General features: G+C 72.0%; 22 protein-coding genes. 7 read left to right on the forward strand and 15 right to left on the reverse strand.

Features of this window, described 5'->3' with window-relative positions:
- The first annotated feature begins 186 nt into the window (after positions 1 to 186).
- Positions 187 to 1,749 carry a poly(3-hydroxybutyrate) depolymerase gene (locus tag ACIPPS_RS06615; protein ID WP_401427662.1) on the forward strand — a complete coding sequence of 521 codons (1,563 nt, stop codon included), beginning with the start codon at positions 187 to 189 and terminating at the stop codon, positions 1,747 to 1,749.
- A 284-nt stretch (positions 1,750 to 2,033) separates the two neighbouring features.
- A complete protein-coding gene (locus ACIPPS_RS06620; RefSeq protein WP_401427665.1) occupies positions 2,034 to 4,532 on the forward strand; it encodes an ATP-dependent Clp protease ATP-binding subunit in 2,499 nt (832 codons plus the stop codon).
- A gap of 161 nt (positions 4,533 to 4,693) precedes the next feature.
- Here ACIPPS_RS06620 and ACIPPS_RS06625 read toward each other — a convergent pair whose 3' ends face one another.
- Together ACIPPS_RS06625 and ACIPPS_RS06630 are read right to left on the reverse strand one after the other, a co-directional pair.
- Positions 4,694 to 5,017, reverse strand: a complete 324-nt coding sequence (locus tag ACIPPS_RS06625; RefSeq protein WP_401427668.1) for a CU044_2847 family protein — start codon at positions 5,015 to 5,017, stop codon at positions 4,694 to 4,696.
- A gap of 318 nt (positions 5,018 to 5,335) precedes the next feature.
- Positions 5,336 to 6,130: an ArsR/SmtB family transcription factor gene (locus ACIPPS_RS06630; RefSeq protein ID WP_401427670.1), complete on the reverse strand. Its 795-nt coding sequence runs from the start codon at positions 6,128 to 6,130 to the stop codon at positions 5,336 to 5,338.
- A 193-nt stretch (positions 6,131 to 6,323) separates the two neighbouring features.
- Between ACIPPS_RS06630 and ACIPPS_RS06635 the strand changes: the two genes are divergently transcribed.
- Both ACIPPS_RS06635 and ACIPPS_RS06640 read left to right on the forward strand, forming a co-directional pair.
- Positions 6,324 to 6,911 carry a PadR family transcriptional regulator gene (locus ACIPPS_RS06635; protein ID WP_401427672.1) on the forward strand — a complete coding sequence of 196 codons (588 nt, stop codon included), beginning with the start codon at positions 6,324 to 6,326 and terminating at the stop codon, positions 6,909 to 6,911.
- A gap of 74 nt (positions 6,912 to 6,985) precedes the next feature.
- Positions 6,986 to 7,441 (forward strand): peroxiredoxin, encoded by a 456-nt coding sequence (locus tag ACIPPS_RS06640; RefSeq protein ID WP_401427675.1) that lies wholly within the window; start codon positions 6,986 to 6,988, stop codon positions 7,439 to 7,441.
- A 128-nt stretch (positions 7,442 to 7,569) separates the two neighbouring features.
- On the opposite strand, the gene ACIPPS_RS06645 is transcribed toward ACIPPS_RS06640, so the two are convergent.
- On the reverse strand, positions 7,570 to 7,941 hold the full coding sequence (locus ACIPPS_RS06645) for an SHOCT domain-containing protein (protein ID WP_401427677.1): 372 nt from the start codon (positions 7,939 to 7,941) through the stop codon (positions 7,570 to 7,572).
- 4 nt (positions 7,942 to 7,945) lie between these two features.
- On the reverse strand, positions 7,946 to 8,380 hold the full coding sequence (locus ACIPPS_RS06650; RefSeq protein ID WP_401427679.1) for a DUF6325 family protein: 435 nt from the start codon (positions 8,378 to 8,380) through the stop codon (positions 7,946 to 7,948).
- Between the two features lie 168 nt (positions 8,381 to 8,548).
- Here ACIPPS_RS06650 and ACIPPS_RS06655 point away from each other — a divergent pair, with 168 nt between their 5' ends.
- Entirely contained in the window at positions 8,549 to 8,950 is a 402-nt protein-coding gene (locus ACIPPS_RS06655; protein ID WP_401427681.1) for an SHOCT domain-containing protein, read from the forward strand.
- Between the two features lie 41 nt (positions 8,951 to 8,991).
- Here the strand turns inward: ACIPPS_RS06655 and ACIPPS_RS06660 are convergent, their stop codons facing one another.
- The 6 genes from ACIPPS_RS06660 to ACIPPS_RS06685 all read right to left on the reverse strand — a co-directional run bounded on the left by ACIPPS_RS06660 (position 8,992) and on the right by ACIPPS_RS06685 (position 14,142).
- A complete protein-coding gene (locus tag ACIPPS_RS06660) occupies positions 8,992 to 9,561 on the reverse strand; it encodes a transcriptional regulator (RefSeq protein ID WP_401427683.1) in 570 nt (189 codons plus the stop codon).
- Positions 9,562 to 11,193, reverse strand: coding sequence for a helix-turn-helix domain-containing protein (locus tag ACIPPS_RS06665; RefSeq protein ID WP_401427685.1), 1,632 nt, complete (start codon positions 11,191 to 11,193; stop codon positions 9,562 to 9,564).
- Between the two features lie 95 nt (positions 11,194 to 11,288).
- The gene (locus ACIPPS_RS06670; RefSeq protein WP_401427687.1) at positions 11,289 to 11,657 is read right to left on the reverse strand and encodes a peptidase inhibitor family I36 protein; all 369 of its coding nucleotides are present in this window, start codon (positions 11,655 to 11,657) and stop codon (positions 11,289 to 11,291) included.
- Positions 11,654 to 12,364, reverse strand: coding sequence for a hypothetical protein (locus tag ACIPPS_RS06675; protein ID WP_401427690.1), 711 nt, complete (start codon positions 12,362 to 12,364; stop codon positions 11,654 to 11,656). The genes ACIPPS_RS06670 and ACIPPS_RS06675 overlap by 4 nt, the downstream gene beginning before the upstream one ends.
- A 394-nt stretch (positions 12,365 to 12,758) precedes the next feature.
- Positions 12,759 to 13,535 (reverse strand): polysaccharide deacetylase family protein, encoded by a 777-nt coding sequence (locus tag ACIPPS_RS06680; RefSeq protein ID WP_401427692.1) that lies wholly within the window; start codon positions 13,533 to 13,535, stop codon positions 12,759 to 12,761.
- Positions 13,536 to 13,764: 229 nt separating this feature from the next.
- On the reverse strand, positions 13,765 to 14,142 hold the full coding sequence (locus tag ACIPPS_RS06685; protein WP_401427694.1) for a hypothetical protein: 378 nt from the start codon (positions 14,140 to 14,142) through the stop codon (positions 13,765 to 13,767).
- 139 nt (positions 14,143 to 14,281) lie between these two features.
- On the opposite strand from ACIPPS_RS06685, the gene ACIPPS_RS06690 reads away from it, so the two are divergent.
- Positions 14,282 to 14,800 carry a DUF6328 family protein gene (locus ACIPPS_RS06690; protein ID WP_401427696.1) on the forward strand — a complete coding sequence of 173 codons (519 nt, stop codon included), beginning with the start codon at positions 14,282 to 14,284 and terminating at the stop codon, positions 14,798 to 14,800.
- 9 nt (positions 14,801 to 14,809) lie between these two features.
- Here the strand turns inward: ACIPPS_RS06690 and ACIPPS_RS06695 are convergent, their stop codons facing one another.
- The 3 genes from ACIPPS_RS06695 to ACIPPS_RS06705 all read right to left on the reverse strand — a co-directional run bounded on the left by ACIPPS_RS06695 (position 14,810) and on the right by ACIPPS_RS06705 (position 18,168).
- Entirely contained in the window at positions 14,810 to 16,357 is a 1,548-nt protein-coding gene (locus ACIPPS_RS06695) for an ATP-dependent DNA ligase (protein ID WP_401427699.1), read from the reverse strand.
- A gap of 188 nt (positions 16,358 to 16,545) precedes the next feature.
- A complete protein-coding gene (locus tag ACIPPS_RS06700) occupies positions 16,546 to 17,679 on the reverse strand; it encodes a DUF6397 family protein (protein ID WP_401427702.1) in 1,134 nt (377 codons plus the stop codon).
- Positions 17,680 to 17,763: 84 nt separating this feature from the next.
- Positions 17,764 to 18,168 carry a roadblock/LC7 domain-containing protein gene (locus ACIPPS_RS06705; protein WP_401427705.1) on the reverse strand — a complete coding sequence of 135 codons (405 nt, stop codon included), beginning with the start codon at positions 18,166 to 18,168 and terminating at the stop codon, positions 17,764 to 17,766.
- Between the two features lie 156 nt (positions 18,169 to 18,324).
- Between ACIPPS_RS06705 and ACIPPS_RS06710 the strand changes: the two genes are divergently transcribed.
- Positions 18,325 to 18,750 (forward strand): PPOX class F420-dependent oxidoreductase, encoded by a 426-nt coding sequence (locus tag ACIPPS_RS06710; protein ID WP_401427707.1) that lies wholly within the window; start codon positions 18,325 to 18,327, stop codon positions 18,748 to 18,750.
- Between the two features lie 77 nt (positions 18,751 to 18,827).
- On the opposite strand, the gene ACIPPS_RS06715 is transcribed toward ACIPPS_RS06710, so the two are convergent.
- Positions 18,828 to 19,445, reverse strand: a complete 618-nt coding sequence (locus ACIPPS_RS06715; protein ID WP_315889912.1) for an ATP/GTP-binding protein — start codon at positions 19,443 to 19,445, stop codon at positions 18,828 to 18,830.
- On the reverse strand, positions 19,426 to 19,842 hold the full coding sequence (locus ACIPPS_RS06720) for a DUF742 domain-containing protein (protein WP_401427709.1): 417 nt from the start codon (positions 19,840 to 19,842) through the stop codon (positions 19,426 to 19,428). The genes ACIPPS_RS06715 and ACIPPS_RS06720 overlap by 20 nt, the downstream gene beginning before the upstream one ends.
- Positions 19,843 to 19,850: the final 8 nt, after the last annotated feature.

Consider the following 19,850-nt stretch of genomic DNA (forward strand, 5'->3'; position numbering starts at 1 on the left):
CCGGGAGATCCCATGCGTCCGCCCCGTCCCCTCCGCCCGCGTGCGCCACGCGGGCCACGCAGGCTGGCAGCCCTGGCGCTGTTCGCCGCCGCTGCTCTGTTCCCCCTCGCCGCACCGGCGGCCGCCGCCGGGTCCGCCGCCTCCAGGGCAGTCGCTCCCGTCGAAGCCACCTCGACCCAAGGCTTTTTGGCCGAAGCCACCTCGACCCAAGGCTCTCCCGCCGAAGCCGCCCCCGGAGCGGTCGCCGCCGCGCCCGTTCCCGTACCGGGGCAGCTCCAGCCGTACGCCATCGACGCCGTCTACAGCTCCGGCATCTCCTCCGGCGGCTACATGGCCACCCAGCTGCACGTCGCGTACTCGGGCACGTTCAGCGGTTCGGCGGCGTTCGCCTCGGGGCCGTACAACTGCGCCCAGAACACCCTCGCCACCGCCCTCAACGCCTGTATGAACACCGTCCAGGACCTCCAGCTCTCCCAGTTGGAGCAGACGACGCGGACCTGGTCGGCGCAGGGACTCGTCGACCCGGTCGCGAACCTCGCGGGCGATCCGGTGTACGTCTTCAGCGGCTCGAACGACTCGACCGTCAAGCGGCCCGTGGCGGACGCGCTCGCCGACTACTACGGGCGGTTCGGCTCACGGGTGACGTACAACCGGAGCACGGCGGCCGGCCACGGCTGGATCAGCCCGCTCGGCCCCAACTCCTGCACGGTCACCCAGACTCCGTTCATCAACAACTGCGGCATCGACGCCGAGCGCGATCTCCTCACGCATCTGCGGGGCGCGCCCGTCGCGGCGCCGAGCGCCTCCCCGGGCGGGGCGCTGATCCGCTTCGACCAGAACACCTACGCGCCGGGCGGCGCGGCGGCCCTGTCGCTGGGTGCGGAGGGTTTCGTCTACGTGCCGAAGTCCTGCTCCGAGGGAGCGACCTGCTCCCTGATGGTGGCGCTGCACGGCTGCAAGCAGGGGTACGGCTACCAGGGCTTCGGGACGCAGTTCGTGGACCGGGCCTACCTCAACGAGTACGCCGACACCAACCACATGATCGTGCTGTACCCGCAGGCGGCGGCGACGGGCACGCTGGAGAACCCCAACGGCTGCTGGAACTGGTGGGGTTACCTCGGTGACACCGCGTACGCACGGCACGGCGGCAAGCAGATCGAGGCGATCATGGGCATGGTGCGGGCGCTGCGCGGCTCCACTCCCCCACCCGTGGCCGACAAGGTGACGCTGTCGAGCGTGGACGCGCAGGACGGCTACGTGAAGGCGGCGACCGACGGCGCGGGGCCGGCGGTGGGCCCGCTGGAGGACACCTACGGGCTCGCGCTCGGCCGGGGCACCGACGCCAAGGTGAACCGGACGCTGCTCTCCTTCGACACGTCCAGGATCCCGGCGGGCAAGGAGATCACGCGGGCGTATCTGACGGTGGCGCGCAGCAGCGGTGCGGGCGATCCGTGGGCGTCCCCGGGGGGCAACCGGCTGCTGGCGGACGTGCGGACGGGCTGCTTCGGTGGGTGCGCCGTCGAGCCGTCGGACTGGTCGGCGCCGGCGACGGTGTCGGGCGGGGCGGCGATCGCCGCGTTCTCCTCCGGCTCGGCGACCTCGACGGACCTGTCGGCGCCCGCGCTCGCGGCGCTCGACCGCAGCGGGACGACGCAGGTGCGGTTGCGCTTCGAGTCGGCGCAGACCGCGACCGCGTACCTCTTCGTGAACAAGGACACTCCGGTGACGCTGACGGTCGAGTACCGCTAGCGCCACGCGCGCGTGCCGTCGGAACGCCGGTGGGACCCCGCTGTCCGTCTCCGGCCACGTGCCCCGTAGCGGCAGGAGCGGCAGGAGCGGCGGCGACCCTCACCCGTTCGGCGGGCCGGGCGGCGGGCGCGTCCCGGCGGGCGGGCGCGGCCGCAGCCGTCCGCGGGGGCGGCGGCCCCCGCCGGGGCAACGCTGCGTAGCCGCTTCTCGCCGGGTGGGGGACGCCGACGTCTGGTCCAGTGAAGGAGCACTGCCCGGAAGTCGACGCACCTGGACGGCACCACATGACTCTGTCTCCCTTCGGCTCCTTCGGTGGACCGGACCCGTTCAACGAGCTGCTCAACCGCTTCTTCGGCATGTCGCCCGCCGCCTCTCCCCCGGCCGTCCAGCGGGTGCCGATCGGCCGGCTCCTGACGGACTCGGCACGGGAGCTGATCGGCCAGGCCACCGCCCGCGCCGCCGACGACGGCAGTGCCGATCTGGACACCGAGCACCTCCTGTGGGCCTCCACCCAGGTCGACCCGTCCCGCACGCTGCTCGCCCAGGCGGGCGCCGACCCCGACGAACTGGCCGCCTCGGTCGCCGAGGTGCTGCCCGGTGAGAGCGGCGTTCCGGCGGCGGAGCCCGGGCTCACCCCGGCGGCCAAGCGGGTCCTGCTGCGGGCGTTCGAGCGCTCCCAGGAGTCGGGGGTCTCGTACATCGGTCCCGAGCACATCCTCGGTGCCCTCCTCGACGACCCGAACGCGGCGGCGGCCAAGCTGCTGACGGCGGACGGGACGGACGTCGGCGGCCTGCGGTCCACCTCCGACCGGGCGGCGCGGGCGGACGGGACGCCGACGGCCAAGCCGGAGAGCAGGACGCCCACGCTCGACGAGTACGGCCGGGACCTGACCGAGGAGGCGAAGGCGGGGAGGCTCGACCCTGTGGTGGGACGGGCCGAGGAGATCGAGCAGACGGTCGAGATCCTCTCCCGCCGCTCGAAGAACAACCCGGTGCTCATCGGCGAGCCGGGCGTGGGGAAGACCGCGATCGTGGAGGGGCTCGCCCAGCGGATCGTGGCGGGCGAGGTCCCGAAGACCCTGGAGGGCAAGCGGGTGATCGCCCTCGACCTGTCCGGACTCGTCGCCGGCGCCCAGTACCGCGGCCAGTTCGAGGAACGGCTGAAGAACGTCATCGACGAGGTGAAGGCCGACGCGGAGTCGACCGTGCTCTTCATCGACGAGCTGCACACCGTGGTCGGCGCGGGCGCGACGGGCGAGGGCGCGATGGACGCCGGCAACATGCTCAAGCCCGCGCTCGCCCGCGGCGAGCTGCATGTGGTCGGCGCGACCACCATCGACGAGTACCGGCGGTACGTGGAGAAGGACGCCGCCCTGGAACGGCGCTTCCAGCCCGTGCTCATCCCCGAGCCGTCGGTGGCGGAGACCGTCCAGATCCTGGAGGGGCTGCGGGACTCCTACGAGGCCCACCACCAGGTCCGTTACACCGATGCCGCGCTCGTGGCCGCCGCCGAGCTCTCCGACCGTTACGTCTCCGACCGCTTCCTGCCCGACAAGGCCATCGACCTTGTGGACCAGACCGGGGCCCGGGTGCGGCTGCGTTCGCTGGGCAAGTCGACCGAGGTCGTCGACCGCGAGGACCGGCTGGCGAAGCTGCGCCGCGAGAAGGACGAGGCGGTCGCCGCCGAGGACTTCGAGAAGGCCAACGAGTACAAGAAGGACATCGCCCGCCTGGAGGGCGAGCTCGCGGGTCTCGCGGAGCGGCGCGAGGGCGTGATGGAGGTGACGGCCGACGACATCGCGGACGTGCTGTCGCGCCGTACCGGCATTCCCGTGGCGCAGATGACGCAGAGCGAGAAGGAGAAGCTCCTCAAGCTGGAGGACGCCCTGCACAGCCGGGTCGTGGGCCAGGACGAGGCCGTCACGGCCATCGCCCAGGCGGTGCGCCGCAACCGGGCCGGGATGGGCGATCCGAACCGTCCCGTCGGCTCCTTCCTCTTCCTCGGCCCGACGGGCGTCGGCAAGACGGAGCTGGCGAAGGCGCTCGCGGCGCTGCTGTTCGGCGACGAGTCGCGGATGATCCGCTTCGACATGGGCGAGTTCCAGGAGAAGCACACGGTCTCCCGGCTGGTCGGCGCCCCACCGGGATACGTCGGTCACGAGGAGGCCGGTCAGCTCACCGAGAAGGTGCGCCGCCAGCCGTACAGCGTGCTGCTCTTCGACGAGGTGGAGAAGGCGCACCCGGACGTCTTCAACGCCCTGCTCCAGGTCCTGGACGACGGGCGGCTGACGGACGCCCAGGGCCGGACGGTCGACTTCCGCCACTGCGTGGTCATCATGACGTCGAACATCGGCGCCCAGCGGATCCTGGCCCACCACGGTGACGTCTCGGAGATCCGGGACGACCTGAAGCAGGATCTGCGCGGCTACTTCACGCCCGAGTTCCTCAACCGCATCGACGAGACGATCATCTTCCACGGTCTCGGCGAGGACGATCTCGGCTCCATCCTCGACCTGCTCCTGCGCCAGAGCGAACGCCGGGTGCACGCCCAGAATCTGAAGCTGGAGGTGACCGAGGCGGCGAAGAAGCTGCTGGTCGCCCACGGCCACCAGCCGGAGTTCGGTGCCCGGCCGCTGCGCCGCACGATCCAGACGGAGCTGGACAACCGGATCGCGGACCTGCTCCTGGGCGGTGAGGCGAACCCCGGCGACACGATCGTCGCGGACGTCCAGAACGACGCGCTGGTGTGCCGGGTGAGGTCTCCGCAGACCGCTTCGACCTGACCCGCGGCCGCTCCGCTCGGCCGCCGATCGCCGATCGCCGACCGCCCGACCGTCCGGCCGCCCGACCACCACCGCTGCTGCTGCTGCTGCTTGCGGCACTCGAACGCCGCGGGGCCTGAAGGGTGTTGTCCCCCGCTTCAGGCCCTGCGGCCATCCACGGGTCAGCTGGACCTGGTCCATTCGAGGGTGACCCGCAGGTTCGCGCGGGAGCTTCCCTTGACGATGAGCGCGGTCAGTCCGCCGGCGTCCAGCCCGAGTTCGCACCCGAACTCCACGGTCGCCCGGTCCGGGGCCGCCTGGCGCAGCGCCTGGCCGAGCTGGCCGGCGAACGTGGACAGGGCGCGCGTGACCCCGGAAAGGTCCGGTACGTGGCCGCCCAGGCCCTCCAGGTCGTCCATGCCCTCCAGGTCCGAGCCGGAGCCGAATCGCTCCGCCTCCACGTACAGCACGGCGTCTTGGACCTCGACCCTGGTGATGTCCCGCATCACGGATCCCTCCGGGGGTGGCTGGCGAGCAGAGCGCCAGTATCACCGAGCAAGCGCCAGAGGGCGGGCAGCAGACCTCCCGAGGCGTGGCGGCCTCGGCCCGCGCCGGACGCGCGGGACGCGGCGGACGCGCGGGACGCGGCGGACGCGCGGGACGCGGCGGACGCGCGGGACGCGGCGATGTCGGTCAGCCGGCCAGATGTCCTGAGGGTGATCCCGGCCGGGAACCGACCGGCAGGTCCGAGCGCGTCGCGAGCGGGTCTCGGGCACCGTTCAGCCACGGCTCCGGTCGGCCGTGGGCCGTCGGGTCGCGTCGGTTCAGCGCGCCGGCTCCGGCAGCTCCTCGCCGGTCTCCAGCAGGGACTTGAGGCTGGCGAGGATGGCCGGCCAACCTTCTCCGATCATGCCGAGCATGGTGCCGTCGGACTCCAGGTCGTCGTGCACGACGGTGAGCTTGACCGTGTCTCCGGCCGGTTCGATCTCGAAGGTGACCTTGGAGCGGCGCTCCTTGGCGAGCTGCGCGTACACCTCGTCCCCGATGCCGACCGCCTCGGCCCATTCCGGCGTGAAGGTGTGCCAGGTGTAGGAGAGCCGGCGGCCGGGCTCCGCGACGAGGACGACCTGCTCGGGGTCGCTCGTCCGGCGACCGCCCTCGTCCCAGACCATCGGCGATCCGGCGGTCCAGGTCGTCTCGAAGGCCACGCCCCAGTAGCGCCGGGTGAAGGCCGGGTCGGTGAGGGCCTGCCAGAGCTCCTCGGGGGTGGTGCGGATGTAGGTGGTGTAGACGAACGCGTTGCTGTCCATCGGGCTCTGCTCCAATGCTGACTTCAGGTCGGCGAGCGCGCTGACGCGCTCGCGGGCGTACCGGCTGATCCAGCGGTCCCCGATGGCGTGGATCGGAGCGGCGTTCAGGTAGTGCAGCTTCTCCCGTCCCCGCCGCACCGTGACCACCAGCCCCGCCGCCTCCAGGAGCGCCAGGTGCTTGCTGACGGACTGCCGTGCCATGTCCAGCTCCGCGCAGAGTTCGCGCAGAGTCTGGCCGTTGCGGGCGTTCAGGCTGTCGAGCAGCCGTCGCCGACTGGCATCGGCCAGCGCCTTGAACACCTCATCCATCGCCCCACCTCACCATGCAGCCTTTTAGCTGTCTCCAAGATAGGCAGCCGATCGGCTGCATGTCAACGACCGCCCTTCCCCCTCCTCCTGGAACCAGGATTTCGCGGAGTGCCGGGTCGCGCACGCGCTCGTCGGCGCAACACGTTGAATAGGTGCCAAACCACCTGATCAACACTGCTGCTAGCGTGTTCGGATGTCCCTGAAGCACGCTGTCCTCGCGGCCCTCCTGGAGGGCGAGGCATCCGGATACGACCTGGCCAAGATCTTCGACGTGTCCGTGGCCAACTTCTGGGCCGCCACGCCGCAGCAGCTCTACCGAGAGCTCGACCGGCTCTCCGAGGCCGGGCTGATCGCCGCCCGTGTCGTGGAACAGGAACGGCGCCCCAACAAGCGGATGTTCTCCCTCACCGACGCGGGCCGGCGCGACCTCACCGCGTACACCGCCCAGCCGCCGCGCCCGACCGCGATCCGCGACGAGTTGATGGTCCAGGTGCAGGCCTGCGACGAGGGCGACACCGACGCCGTACGGGGCTTCGTGCAGGAACGCATGGAGTGGGCGCGGGGCAAGCTCGCGCGGTGGGAACGGCTGCGGGAGTGGATGCTCGCCGGGCGCGACGAGGAGACGTACCTCCGAGAGGCCGAACGCATCGGCCCGTACCTCACGCTCATGCGCGGCCGGTCCCTGGAGGAGGAGAACCTGCGCTGGGGCGAGGAGGTCCTCGCGATCCTCGACCGGCGACAGGCGGCGCGGCAGCGTTCCGAGGCCCTGCGCCCCCGGTGACGGTCTTCCCTACCCTGCGGTAGCGTCACCCGTCGATGACCGGAGGAGCCGGTCGGAGACAGAGGGCGGGCCGGATGAACGTCGGTGACATCGTCGAGGACTTCACTCTTCCGGACGAGACGGGGACCTCGCGTTCACTGGTCGACCTCCTCACGGACGGGCCGGTCGTTCTCTTCTTCTATCCGGCGGCCATGACCGCCGGATGCACGGCCGAGGCCTGCCACTTCCGCGACCTGGCCGCCGAGTTCCGGGCGGCGGGCGCGCACCCCGTCGGCATCAGCTCCGACAGCGTCGCGCGACAGCAGGAGTTCGCCGACCGCCACTCGCTCGGCTACCCGCTGCTCTCCGACCCGGAAGGCGCGGTCCGCAGCCGCTTCGGCGTCACGCGGGGCTTCACGCTCGCGCCGACCAAGCGGGTCACGTTCGTCATCGACGAGGAGCGCCGGATCCTGGAGGTCGTCCGCAGCGAGCTGCGGATGAGCGTCCACGCGGACCGGGCGCTCGCGGCGCTGAAGGCACGCACGGCCTGATCCGCGCCCGGCCGGATATTGGATCCGGGATATTGGATCCTCCGGGATATTGGATCCGGGACGTCGGATCATGGATCCAATATCCACGATCCAGGATCCGATATCCGGTATCCGTCGTCGGCGAGCGGTCACATGCCCAGGAGCTTCGCCTTGGCGGCCGCGAACTCCTCCGGAGTCAGCAGACCCTGCTGGGCCAGCTCGCCGAGGCGGGTCAGCTGGTCGGCCACCGAAGGTGCCGCGCCCGACGGAGCGGGCGGGGCCGCCGGAGCGGGCGGGGCCGCCGGAGCGGGCTGCGCGGCCGGTGCCGGCGGCCGGGCGGCCGCCTGCTGCTGGGCCTGGAGGTCGGTGATGGCCTCCTCCTGGTCCTGTTCGCGCTGGGCCGAGCGGGCGCGGTTGCGCCCGGCGGCGTAGGCGGCACCGCCCACCAGAGCGCCGCGCAGCAGCGGGGCACCGGCGGGCCGGATGACGGGCCTGGCCAGGGGACGACGGCGCAGGAACATCGGGTCAGCTCCTTCCGGCGGTGGCGAGCGCCGCGCGGTAAGCCTCGGCGGCCTCGTCGACGTGCTCGGGCGGGATGCGCACGGATGCCGCGACCCGGCCGCCGGCCTCGCGGATCGCGTCCGCGGCCCGCTCCGCCCAGAGGTGCTCGACGAGCAGCATCAGCGCGCACGAGCCCGGCTCCAGGGTCTCGGCCGCTTCGGCGGCGTCCTCGGGTCCGAGCAGGTTGGCCTCGGGTCCGATCTCGGAGACGACGTCCTCGTACTCCTCGTACTCGACGAGTTCGGAGGTGGTGACTTCACCGGAGGCGGACTTCACGACGACGAGGGAGTCGATCAGCCGGACCTGGCCGGCTCGTCGCAGGTCGGCGAGGGCGGTCACCGCGGCGAGCTTCAGGCGCTCTCCCGGAAAGGCGAGAACGAGACATTCCACCGGCCCCATGAAGGCCCCTTTCGTACGGGTACGCGCCTGCCCATCCGAACACGCCCGTGCGCGGCCCGCACGTGGAAAGCCGTCCCGCTCCGCCCGACATGCGGGCGGACGGGGGTTGGGCAACACTCGCTCGTATGGCCGGTCCCCCGGTGGCCGTGGCCGGAACGGAGTGCAGGAATGGACGACTACCCTCTCCTCAACCTCTTCTGGACCATGCTCTGGTTCTTCCTCTGGATCATGTGGCTGTTCCTGCTGTTCAAGGTCATCACCGACATCTTCCGGGACCACGAACTGCACGGCTGGGCCAAGGCGGGCTGGCTGGTCCTCTGCATCCTGCTTCCCTACATCGGCGTGTTGATCTACGTGATCGCGCGCGGCAAGGGCATGAGCCAACGGGACGTCAAGCAGGCGAAGGAGACCGAGGCCGCGTTCCAGTCGTACATCCGCAAGACGGCGGGTACGGGCGGCGACGGCAAGGGCAGCAGCGTCGACGAACTCGCGAGACTGGCCGACCTCAAGGACAAGGGCGCCATCACGAACGAGGAGTTCGAGAGGGCGAAGGCCAAGATCCTCTCCTGACGGCACGTGCGGGCCCGGCGTGACCCGGCCGGTGCGCCGGGTTACGCGGCGAAGCCGAGGTTGGTGACGTACTCGTACTTGCCCCAGTCGGAGCCGAGATCGGCGATCTGGTCGATCCAGGCGTCGTCCAGCGCACGCTCGTCACCGGCCGCCCAGGCCGCGACGATCCTGTCCCACCGACGGATGTTGAGCGAACGGAAGCCGAGGACCCGCTGGTGGGGGCGGGCCACCTGGGACTGGTTGAGCGGGTGCAGCTCGACGCGTGTCCCGCCCCGTGCGTTCAGCCGGGCGAGCAGGTAGCGGGCGACGTTCAGACGGCGGACCGACCGGTAGGCGCGGTCGATCCGCTCCAGGTTGGCGCGGTTCGGCTGCCGCTTGCCGGCCAGCCAGGCCTTGACGGTGCGGTCGGTCGCGGTGAGTCCGGCCTCCCGTGCCTGCCGAAGGGCCTGCGCGGACCTCGTCAGATAGTGCAGCCGGGCCTGGAGTCCACGGCGGGTGGTGACGGGCGAGGCGATCGTCTCGACGAGTTGGTCGAGCCGGCGGCCCGCCGCCTCGCTGCTCTTGATGCCTCGGGCGCCGTAGTGACCGAATTCTCGGGTGTGCTCGGGCACTCAGCTCACCTCCCGCGCGGTGTAGACGTCCTTGACCTTCACTTCGGTGACGCCTCGGCCCTCGGGGAAGACCCGCCGCCAGTCGCCGATCACGTGCAGCTCGTCGGTGCCCATCGCGCGGACGACGGCCAGGCCTTCGTCGTGCGCCTTGTAGGCCTTCAGCCAGAGGTTGGCGAAGGCCTGGGAGCGGATGATGTGCATCCAGTCGGGGCGGTACAGCTCCCGGTTGTAGTTCGACTCCCCCATCGTGGCGACGAACTTGGAGTACATCGCCTTCACGTACTCCAGCGTCACGTCGTCCTCGGCCTCGACCGCCGCGGCACGGGCTTCGCGCAGCGCGTTGCGGAACTTCTCCAGCAGATTCTCGGTCGCCCCCGAGGTGAACGACTCGTGGACCACGGGAGCCGCGCACAGCCCGTACGAGGGTGACGACAGGCGCAGCAGCAGGCGCATGGTCGGCTCGGTGACCCAGAGCGGGCCGGGTTCGTCCCGCGCGCCGATGGGGTTGGGCAGGTGGTCCTCGTGCTCCCAGTCCGGTGGGGTGATGAGGTGGACGCCGGCGCGACGGCGGTCGTGGGGGCCGCCGGTGTGGTGTTCCAGGGCCCCGAGCGGGAGATGCGTCTTCAGGGCGCTGAGATAGGCGCCGTTGATGTCGAGCGCGGTGATCTCGTGGGCGCCCGGGGGGAGGACCGCCCGGGTCCACTTGGGGCGGGCCTCCCAGATCTCGTCGGCGCCGCGTGCGGTCTTCTTACGGAGGATGGCGGGGAGCGGCGGGTGCCCGACGATCTCGTAGCGGGCGCCCTTGCGGCAGGCGTCGAGCAGGGCCATGGCGTCGGGGATGGCCGTACGGATCAACTCGGCGGTCGCCGCGTCGGCGTCGCCCTCGTGCTGGGCGAGGGCCCGGTGCACCGCGTCCTCGATGAGGTCGACCGGCGTGGGCTCGGGGTCCTGGAAGGCGCGGCGCGTGGGAGCCTTGGGCCGCTGGCCGCCCGCGCCGGACGCGGGCCGCGGTGCGGCGGCCCCGGGCGCGGACGAGCGGGCGGGTGGGCGCGTAACGGCAGGTGCGGGCGTATCGACAGGCGCGGGCTGGACGGCAGGTGCGTGCGAGACGGCAGGTGTGGGCGGGACGGCAGGTGTGGGCGGGACGGCGGGTCCGGGCGGGACGGCAGGTCCGGGCGGGACGGCGGGCGCCACTGCGCGGGTGCAGTCCTCGGGGGTGAGGTGCTGGGTGAAGCCGGCGACCTGGTGGCGCGCGGGGAGGCCGCACAGGACACAGGGCTCGGGGGCGGCCAGCTCGGTCACGTCGTCGTCGCCCGCCGAGGGGGCGGGCGCGGGAGCGGCGGGCTCCTCCGCGGTCTCGGTCCGGGGCTCGGGCTGCTCCTCCGCCTCGGGGGCCAGCTTCGCGCGGAGGCCGTCAAGGAGGTACGCGTACCGGGTTCGGGGCTCGCCCGTCGGTTCGCGGCCGCTCTCCCAGCCGCCGAGGGTGGTCGGGCTCACGCCCAGCGCTCTGGCGACCTGCGCCTTGGACAACCGGGCCGCCTCCCGCAGCCGTACCCGCTCCTGGGGGTCGGGCAGCTCCGCCTCGGGGCCGACGGCCGCGAGCAGCGCGTCCACCGCTTCGAAGTCCGTCACTGGCGCCCTGCCTCCACAACCCTCTGCACGGCGCCACCCTACCCGGCGGCCCCGCACCCGGTGGGGTGCGGGAGCGCGTCGTGGGGAGGTGCGGGTCAGCAGCCGATCGCCCAGGTGTGGGAGTCGCCGCGGTCGTTGGCCGCTCCGTTGTAGCCGACCTCCTGGCCGGGGGCCAGGCAGATCGTCATGGAGCCGCCCTGATGGGCGCTCGCGTAGACGCGGACGTGGTCCTTGACGCCCGGACCGGAGATGCCGTGGTTGGCCCAGGAGGAGTCGGTGTCCGCGATCCAGCTCTCCCACCAGCCGTCGTCGCCGCTCCAGTTGGCCCGCTGCCCGCCGAAGTTGGCTTCCTGCCAGGCGCAGAAGTGGCCGCTCGGACACTCGGCCGCCTCGGCGGGGGCGGTCAGGGCGAGGCCGCCGGTGAGGGCGAGCAGCGCGGCGGCGGTGGTGAGGATGCGCTTCATGAGGCGTGAGTGCCTTCCTGTCGGGTGACGGATGCGGACAGTTCGGCTGCCCGCCGCAGTGCGCGGGTGCGCAGCTGCTCGTAGGTGGTGAGCTGGTCGCCGCGCAGGACGCGCACCTTCGCCAGCTCGGCGGGCTCCAGCCGCGTCCGCACCTCGGCGAGGCCGCTCTCCTTGTCGCAGCGGGCGACGACGGCGGGGGTGGGGGGTGCGGAGCGGGCGGGGCGGGGGGTGCCGGGCGGGGTCGCGCAGCGGTTCCAGCGGGCGAGGGCGGCCCGGTGGGCGGGGTTGTCCCGCATCCGGTCCTGGGCCTCCGCGCGCAGGTTCTGCACGGTCACCTGGGCACGGAACCAGCGCGTCTGGTCGCCGTAGAGGGTCTGCCGGGCGGCGGCGAGGCAGCCGTCGGAGTGGGCGGTGACGGTGTGACCGGTGGCGAGGGTGAGCGACAGCTCTCGGGGGCCGGCGCCGAAGAGCGCCGCCTGAAGGCGTCGGTCCTGCTCGGAGGTGGCCGGTTTGCGGGTGAGGGTGAGGCCGCGGGCGTCCAGGCAGCGGTCGACGAGGGCCCGCTCGACGGTTCTGAGCAGGGCGTCCTGGGCCTGAGGTGTCGGCGGGACCGTGGGTCCGGGGGCCGTGGTGACACAGCCCGTGAGCAGGAGCCCGGTGGCCAGTGCGCCGAGGGCGCGGCGGATGCGCGCGGTCAGGTCCTGCATGGCGGCCCCCTCGTGACGTCCCCGGTCGGCGGGCCGACGACATGACCGTCACAGCCCGTGACGATCACTGCCCGGGCGGCGAGGGGGCATGCGCCAGGTCACCCGAAGGGGTCGAACGCGCCGGAGTGTGCGCCGCGCGCGGGCGGTACGCGCCTGGGACTGAGCCCTGACCGGCGACGTCCGGGAACGACAGAGCCCCGGTTGGACGGGGGATTCCAACCGGGGCCGATTGCCGCGGCGACGAAGAGCGGTCACCTCAAGGGGGGGACCTGGGGACCAGGCCCCTTCACCGCCACACATTGATGAACGATAAACCTTCAGCGCGTGTTCCGACGCGCCGAGGCTGACCGATGTGAGAGACATCACCCCATTTTCACCGTTCGTGCGTCTCACATTACGGACGGTAGACGGCTCCGGGCTCGGCCTTGCCCGGGGCGAGGAGCTGAGGAACCGTCACGAAGGTGAACCCCCGCCTCTTCAGTTCGTCGACGATGCCGGGGACCGCGGGGACGGTGCCGTCGTAGATGTCGTGCAGCAGGATGATGCCGTCACCCTCGGCATCGTCGAGCACCCGCTTGCGTATGAGTTCGGAGTCGGTCGTGGCGTAGTCCTTGGCCGTGACGCTCCACAGAACCTGCGCGAGACCGAGGTCGCGGCTCACCTCCGAGACGGTGTCGTCGGTGCGGCCCTGCGGCGGACGCATCAAGGTGGGCCGCTCTCCGGTGATCTTCTCTATCGCGTCCTGGGTACGGGACAGCTCCTGGCGCACCTCGTCGGCCGCCAGGTCGGTCAGGATCCGGTGGGTCCACGTGTGGTTGGCGACCTCGTGCCCCTCGTCGGCGATGCGCTTGACGACGTCGGGGTAGCGATCGACGTGCTTCCTGCCCAGCAGGAAGAACGTGGCCGGCACCTCCTTCTCCTTGAGCACGTCGAGAAGGTGGGGGGTGTCCTTGCCGGGGCCGGCGTCGAAGGTGAGGGCGATGCACTTCGCCTTGGCGCAGTCGACCGCCGCCGCCCCGCCCGCCTTGTCGTCCGACGACGCGGCCTTGCCCCTGGCGTCGCCGGGGCTGATCGTGTCGGCGCCGCAGCCGCTGAGCGCGAGCACGAGAGAGGCCGCCGCCAGAACGGCGACGGCCGGTCCACGGCGCTTCCCCGTTTCGTTTCGGAACATGCTGCACAGACCCGCTTTCCCCGGAGGTGGCTTCGAAAGGGCACGCGCGCCTGGTCAGGGGCGTCTGCGCGTGGCCCGTCGAGCACTCTACACACGGTGTATACACACGATGCATAGGGGGGTCGGGGCAGACTTGCGCCCCGGGCGGCCCTCGTCCGCTCCGCCCGGGGCGTCGGTAGGCCGGCGGAAGCCGGCAGGTCAGCGAGTCAGCAGTCCGGCACGGCCGCCGTCAGCGGGAGGAGAGCAGCAGCCGCGCCTCGGTCTCCTGGTCCCCCGACACGGACTGCAGCGACTGGATGTCGAAGGTGGCGGCCAGGGTCTTCTCGACCTCGTCGACCGCCTGGTAGCCACCGGTCAGCAGCGCTCCGACCTGGCCCGTCAGACGCACAGGCCCGGTCTCCTCCCTGCGCCCCTCGGCCGTGTCGAACGTCGCCATCCAGACGGTGGGGGCGGGTTTGCCGGTCGCCTGCGCGCCGGGAGTGCTCATGTCCTCGACCTTGTAGACGTGGTCGAGCACGTCGAAGACGGCCTGGGCGTCCGCCCGGTCGCAATCGCTCAGCTGCACGGTGACGTCGGTGTCGATGTGCCTGTCGTACACGTAGCTCATCTCCTCGCTGCCGGGCGGCGCGTTCCTGTGGTCCCGCCGCGCTTCCAGCATCCCTCGCGGGGATGCGTCTCGCGACGTTCGGGGATTGAAGTCGCCCTGGGCGGTTACCCGCGAAGTGGGGCGAGCATGGGAGGTTTTCGTGACTCGACCGGCTAAGGACCAGGCGCAGGGCACAGGGCGCGTCCGAGGACGTCAGGAGACACCCGAGGAGCGCGCGGACCGCCAGTGGGTCGACCTGATGCAGGAGATAAGGGTGGCCCAGACGGGTGTACAGATCCTCTTCGGCTTCCTGCTCACGGTCGTCTTCGCACCCCGGTTCGCCGATCTGTCGGACACGGACCGGGCCATCTACGTGGTCACGGTCTCGCTGGGCGCGGCGGCCACCGGGGCCCTCATCGGGCCGGTCTCCTTCCACCGGCTCGTGGCGGGGCGGCGGATCAAACCCCAGACCGTGGTCTGGGCCTCCCGGCTGACCTTCATCGGACTCGTCCTGCTGCTCGCCACGCTGACCTCCGCGCTGCTGCTCGTCCTGCGGGTCGCGACGGACGACACGTTCGTACCGTGGCTGGTGACCGGCCTGGTCGTCTGGTACCTGCTGTGCTGGTACGCGCTGCCCCTCTGGGTTCGCCACCGGTACACCGATCGCGACGAGTCCTGAGCCCCGTGGTCACGCTCCGGCGACGACCCGTTCGACGGTGTCCGCCTCGGACGCGGACTTGTCCGACCGGTGCCGCACGACGCGGGCGAAACGGAGAGTGACGCCGGCCGGGTATCGGGTGGAGCGCTGCAGACCGTCGTAGGCGATCTCGACGACGAGTTCGGGTCTGACCCGTACGGTGAACCCGTCGTCGTCCACGGACAGTTCACGGAGCTTCTCGGTCTGCCAGCGCAGCATGTCGTCGGTGAGGCCCTTGAAGGTCTTGCCGAGCATCACGAACGTGCCGTCCGCGGCCCGCGCGCCGAGGTGGAGGTTGGAGAGCAACCCGGTGCGGCGGCCGTGGCCCCATTCGGCGGCGAGGACGACGAGGTCGAGGGTGTGCACCGGCTTGACCTTGAGCCAGCTGCGGCCCCGGCGGCCCGCCACATAGGGCGCGTCGAGGGCTTTGACGAGGACTCCTTCGTGCCCCCGGGCCAGGGTGTCGGTGAAGAACGCCTCCGCCTGGCGGACCTGTTCGGAGCCGTCGGGGTCCTCGACGACGAACCGACGGACCCGGCGGTTCTCGGGCAGCAGCCGCGCCAGCGCGGCGTGGCGCTCCTGTCCCGGCCGGTCGATCAGGACCTCTCCCTCCGCCGCGAGCACGTCGAAGAAGACGGGTGACAGGGGAAACGCGGCGCTGGCACTCGGGACGTCGACGCGGGAGCCGACCCGGGAGGCGATGTCCTGGAACGCCATCGGCCGACCGGTGGCGGGATCGAGCGCGATGACCTCGCCATCGAGGATGAACGGCTCACCGGCAGTCTCCCGTGCCACCGCGACGACTTCGGGCAGCCGGCCCGTGATCTCGTCCAGGGAGCGGGTGAACACCCACACCTCCTCGCCGCGTCGGTGCACCTGGATGCGGATGCCGTCGAGCTTCTCCTCGACGACGCAGGCACCGAGGCCGACGACGGCATCGGTGACCGAGCCGGCGGTGTGGGCGAGCATGGGCAGGACGGGGCTGCCTACGCGCAGCGCGAACGTGTCGAGGGCGGCAGGCCCGTCGGCGAGCACGGCCCGCGCGACGCGGGGCAGGGACCCTTCGAGCATCACGGCCCGCCGCAGCTCGACGGAGGGCACGGTCGCCGCCCGGGCGACGCCTTCGAGGGCGATGGCGTCGAGGGCGCCCTGACGCACCTCACCGGAGAGCAGCCGGATCAGGAACTCCTGCTCCACCAGGGTCGCGGCGGTCATCAGCTCCTGGACGAGCCGGGCGCGCTCGGCCTGCGATCCGGCCCCGGAGACGGCGGCGAGCTCCGTCATGGTCGCGTCGGTGCCGGCGAGGGTGAGGGTCGGTCGCCCGGCCGGTGGCACGGCCGGCGGGACCGCCTTCTTGAGAACGCTCCAGCCGACGCCGATACGCCCCTGCGGCAGCCTGCCCGAGAGGTAGGCGATGACGAGCGGGCTCTCCTCGGGGGCGGCCTCCGCGAAGAGCTCGGCCAGGACAGCGATCTTCCGCGAGCGGGAGGCGGTGGCGGCGACCTGAGAGGACGCGTCCGCGAGTCGGGCCAGCAACATGCGACCATCCTCTCCCCGCCGGGAGCGGAGCCGCACGTCGAACCTCCATCCGTCGAACGCCGCATGGCCGCAGTCCGCTCCCCACGAACCCCCGCACAGCCCCCCGTCCGCTCCCCGCGAGCCGCAACACGCCCCCGTCCGCTCCCCGCGAGCCGCAACACGCCCCCGTCCGCTCCCCGCGAGCCGCCCTACGGGGGCACCGCCCGCTCCCCGGCAGGCCGGGTCCGCGCCGCGTCCCCGACCCCGCGCCGCCCGCCGCCTCCCTGACCTCGCGCGGCCTCCTCCCACTCTCCCCCGGACACCACCTTGCGGCGCCACAAGCGGTCGAGGAGGCTTCGCCCGGTGTGCCGCGCGGGCGGACGGGCGAGCGTTGCTCCACGTGGTTGCCGTGCCACGCCCGTGCGGGCCCCGCCGACCGGCAGCGCCCCTTCGACCGCCCTCCCCGAGGAGTCGACGCGCACCTGCCCGGCGGTCGCGTCCGGCGCGGACTCCGGGCGCGGGGCCGGGCGGTCGGCCCGGGCCTCGTTCAAGGCGAGAGCGAGGCTCATGCGGTGCCAGAGGACCTCGTCCGGATCGTCCGCCACCATCAGGCGCTCGGCGATCTCGCGCGATGCCGCCGACTCGGGCAGCCCCGAGGGCGGTTCCGGGCGGAGCCGGTCGAGATGGGTCCGTTCGTACGGGTCGTCGACCACCTCGGCCAGCTGCCCCGGGTCGAGCAGCGCGGCGATGGCCGCCGCCCGGGCCCAGGGGTCCCCGGTGGCCCGCAGGAGGAGGCCGAGGCGCCGGGCTCGCCAGTTGCGCGGCCGGCGGTCCTCGCCGCCCTCGACACGCTCCCTGATCTCGCCCGGCAGCCTGCCGGTGAGCAGCCCCGGGTGCGTCAGGGCGAATTCGCCCAGCTCGGCGGCGAGATAGAGCCAGACCACCGCGCGGTACCGGTTGAGGTAGAAGCGCACCGGGCTCAGGTGCCCCGTCCTGGCGAGCTTGGTGAACCGCTCCGCCCGTACGGAGAGCAGCTCGGCCGCCTCGGTCGTCCCGACCGTCCTGACCCGCTCGCGCAGTCCGGACGGGAAGTCAGGTGCGGCGCGGAGCCGGTCGATCTCGCCCTGCGCGACCCTGCGCCGTGTGCTCCGGCTGTCAGGGGCGGCGGGCTCCGCGCCCGGGGCCCTCTGGGTGCCGGGGCGCCTCGCCGGCGGCTGCGCGGCGCCCGGCACGGTCCTCACCAGACCCAGCTGCACGGCGAACTGGAATTCGTCGCGCCTCAGTTCCAGTTCCCGCGCCGCTCGCGTCGGTGCCAGCGTGTGGGTGTCCTCTTCCCCTGCCATGACGATCTCCCCCCGTGAGTGATGACTACTCTCGGTGACGACCGTAGCGCGGGGAGGCCACGCCCCGCTCGGCCTGTGGACAACTCAGAGATCGGCGATGCCCGGCTGGCGCGCCGCCACCCCGAGGTGTTCGCCGACCCGGTTGACCAGCAGCGTCATCTCGTACGCCACCTGGCCGACATCGGCCTCCGCTCCGCTCAGGACGCACAGGCAACTGCCCTCGCCCGCCGCGGTGACGAAGAGCAGGGCCTCGTCGAACTCGACCATCGTCTGCCGTGCGCGCCCGGCGTGGAAGTGCCGGCCCGAGCCGCGCGCGAGGCTGTGCAGTCCGGAGGAGACGGCGGCCAGGTGCTCGGCGTCCTCCCGGGCCAGTCCGCTGCTCGCTCCCGTGACCAGTCCGTCGTTGGACAGCACCAGCGCGTGCTGTATGTACTCGACCCGGCGGGTCAAGTCGTCCAGGAGCCAGTCCAGTTCCGTGTCCAGCGCCATGCGTCGGTCCTTCCCCCTGAGTGTGGCGTCCCCGTCGACCCGAAGTCCCCGCGGTCCGCGTGTCGCAAGCAAGCCTTACGCACTGTCGTGAACAGGGCAAGCACCTCTGGGCGCGTGGTGCGCCACGGAGTACCGCCGGTAGCGGAGCATGGGGACATGGCAAAGATGACCGAGGAAGAGTGGCGGGCCTTCGTGTCCGCGGGGACCCGCACCGGAAAGCTGGCGACCGTCCGCGACGACGGCAGTCCGCACGTGGTGCCCATCTGGTTCGTGCTCGACGGCGACGACATCGTCTTCAACACCGGCAAGGACACCGTCAAGGGCCGCAATCTTGCCCGCGACGCGCGCGTGGCCCTCTGTGTCGACGACGACCGACCGCCGTTCGCGTTCGTCTCGCTCGGGGGCCGCGCCGAGATCAGCGAGGACCCGGGCGAGCTCCTTCGCTGGGCCACGCGCATCGCGGGGCGGTACATGGGCGAGGAGCGTGCCGAGGAGTTCGGTGCGCGCAACGGGGTCCCGGGCGAACTCGTCGTCCGGGTACGGATCGAGAGGGTGACCGCCGAGGCGGGCGTCGCCGACTGAGCCCGCACACCGCGGGGAGCCGGCGCCGGGGCCGGTCCACGGGACCGCCCCGGCGCCCGCATCAGCCGGCACTCCCGTCACCCGACGGAGTCCAGGAGCCGGGCCGTGTGCATGCGGCCCGCGTACTCGACCAGCCTGATCAGGACCTCCTTGCCCGAGTCCCGGTCCCGCGCGTCGCACAGCACCACCGGCGTGCCCCGGTCCAGGTCCAGCGCACGCGAGACCTCGTGCGCCCCGTAGTTCCGCGCGCCCGCGAAGCAGTTGACCGCGACGACGAACGGGATCTTGCGGTGCTCGAAGTAGTCGACCGCCGGAAAGCAGTCCTCGAGGCGTCGGGTGTCGGCGAGGACGACGGCGCCGAGCGCCCCCTGGGACAGCTCGTCCCAGAGGAACCAGAACCGGTCCTGTCCCGGCGTACCGAAGAGGTACAGCGAGAGCCCGGACCGGATGGTGATGCGGCCGAAGTCCATGGCGACGGTCGTGGTGGTCTTCTGGTCGACTCCCCCGGTGTCGTCGACCGACTCCCCGGCCCGGCTGAGCTGTTCCTCCGTACGCAGCGGGCGGATCTCACTGACCGCGCCCACCAGTGTGGTCTTGCCGACGCCGAATCCGCCGGCGACCAGGATCTTCAACGCGAGGGCCGTGGAGTCCACGCCACCGCCCGCACCCGTGCTCTCAGAGCGCTCGTAGGCCATCGATGACTTCCCTCAGGATCCGTTCGTCGGGCAGCTGTGCGGGCGGTACGGGTCGGCTGACCTTGACGAAGCCCGCTTCGAGGAGGTCGCCGAGGAGGACCCGGACGACTCCGACGGGCAGGTCCGCGTCGGCCGCGAGTTCGGCCACCGACTGCGTCTCCGCCCGGCACAGGGTGAGCAGGGCCCGGTGTTCCGGGCCGAGGAGCGACTCCTCGGCCCGGCCGGGCGGGTCGTCGTCGACGACGACGAGGGCGATGAGGTCGAACCGTACGTTGCTGGGTCCCGGTTTCGTACGCCCACCGGTCACGGCGTACGGCCGGACGATCGGCCCGGCGTCCGCGTCGTACCACTGGCTTCCCGGCACGGCCGGAGGGTCGCCGGTGCTGTCCACGTTCATGGGTGTCT

Origin of the sequence: Streptomyces sp. NPDC090127 (assembly GCF_044746945.1) — a bacterium.
Classification (GTDB): Bacteria; Actinomycetota; Actinomycetes; order Streptomycetales; family Streptomycetaceae; genus Streptomyces.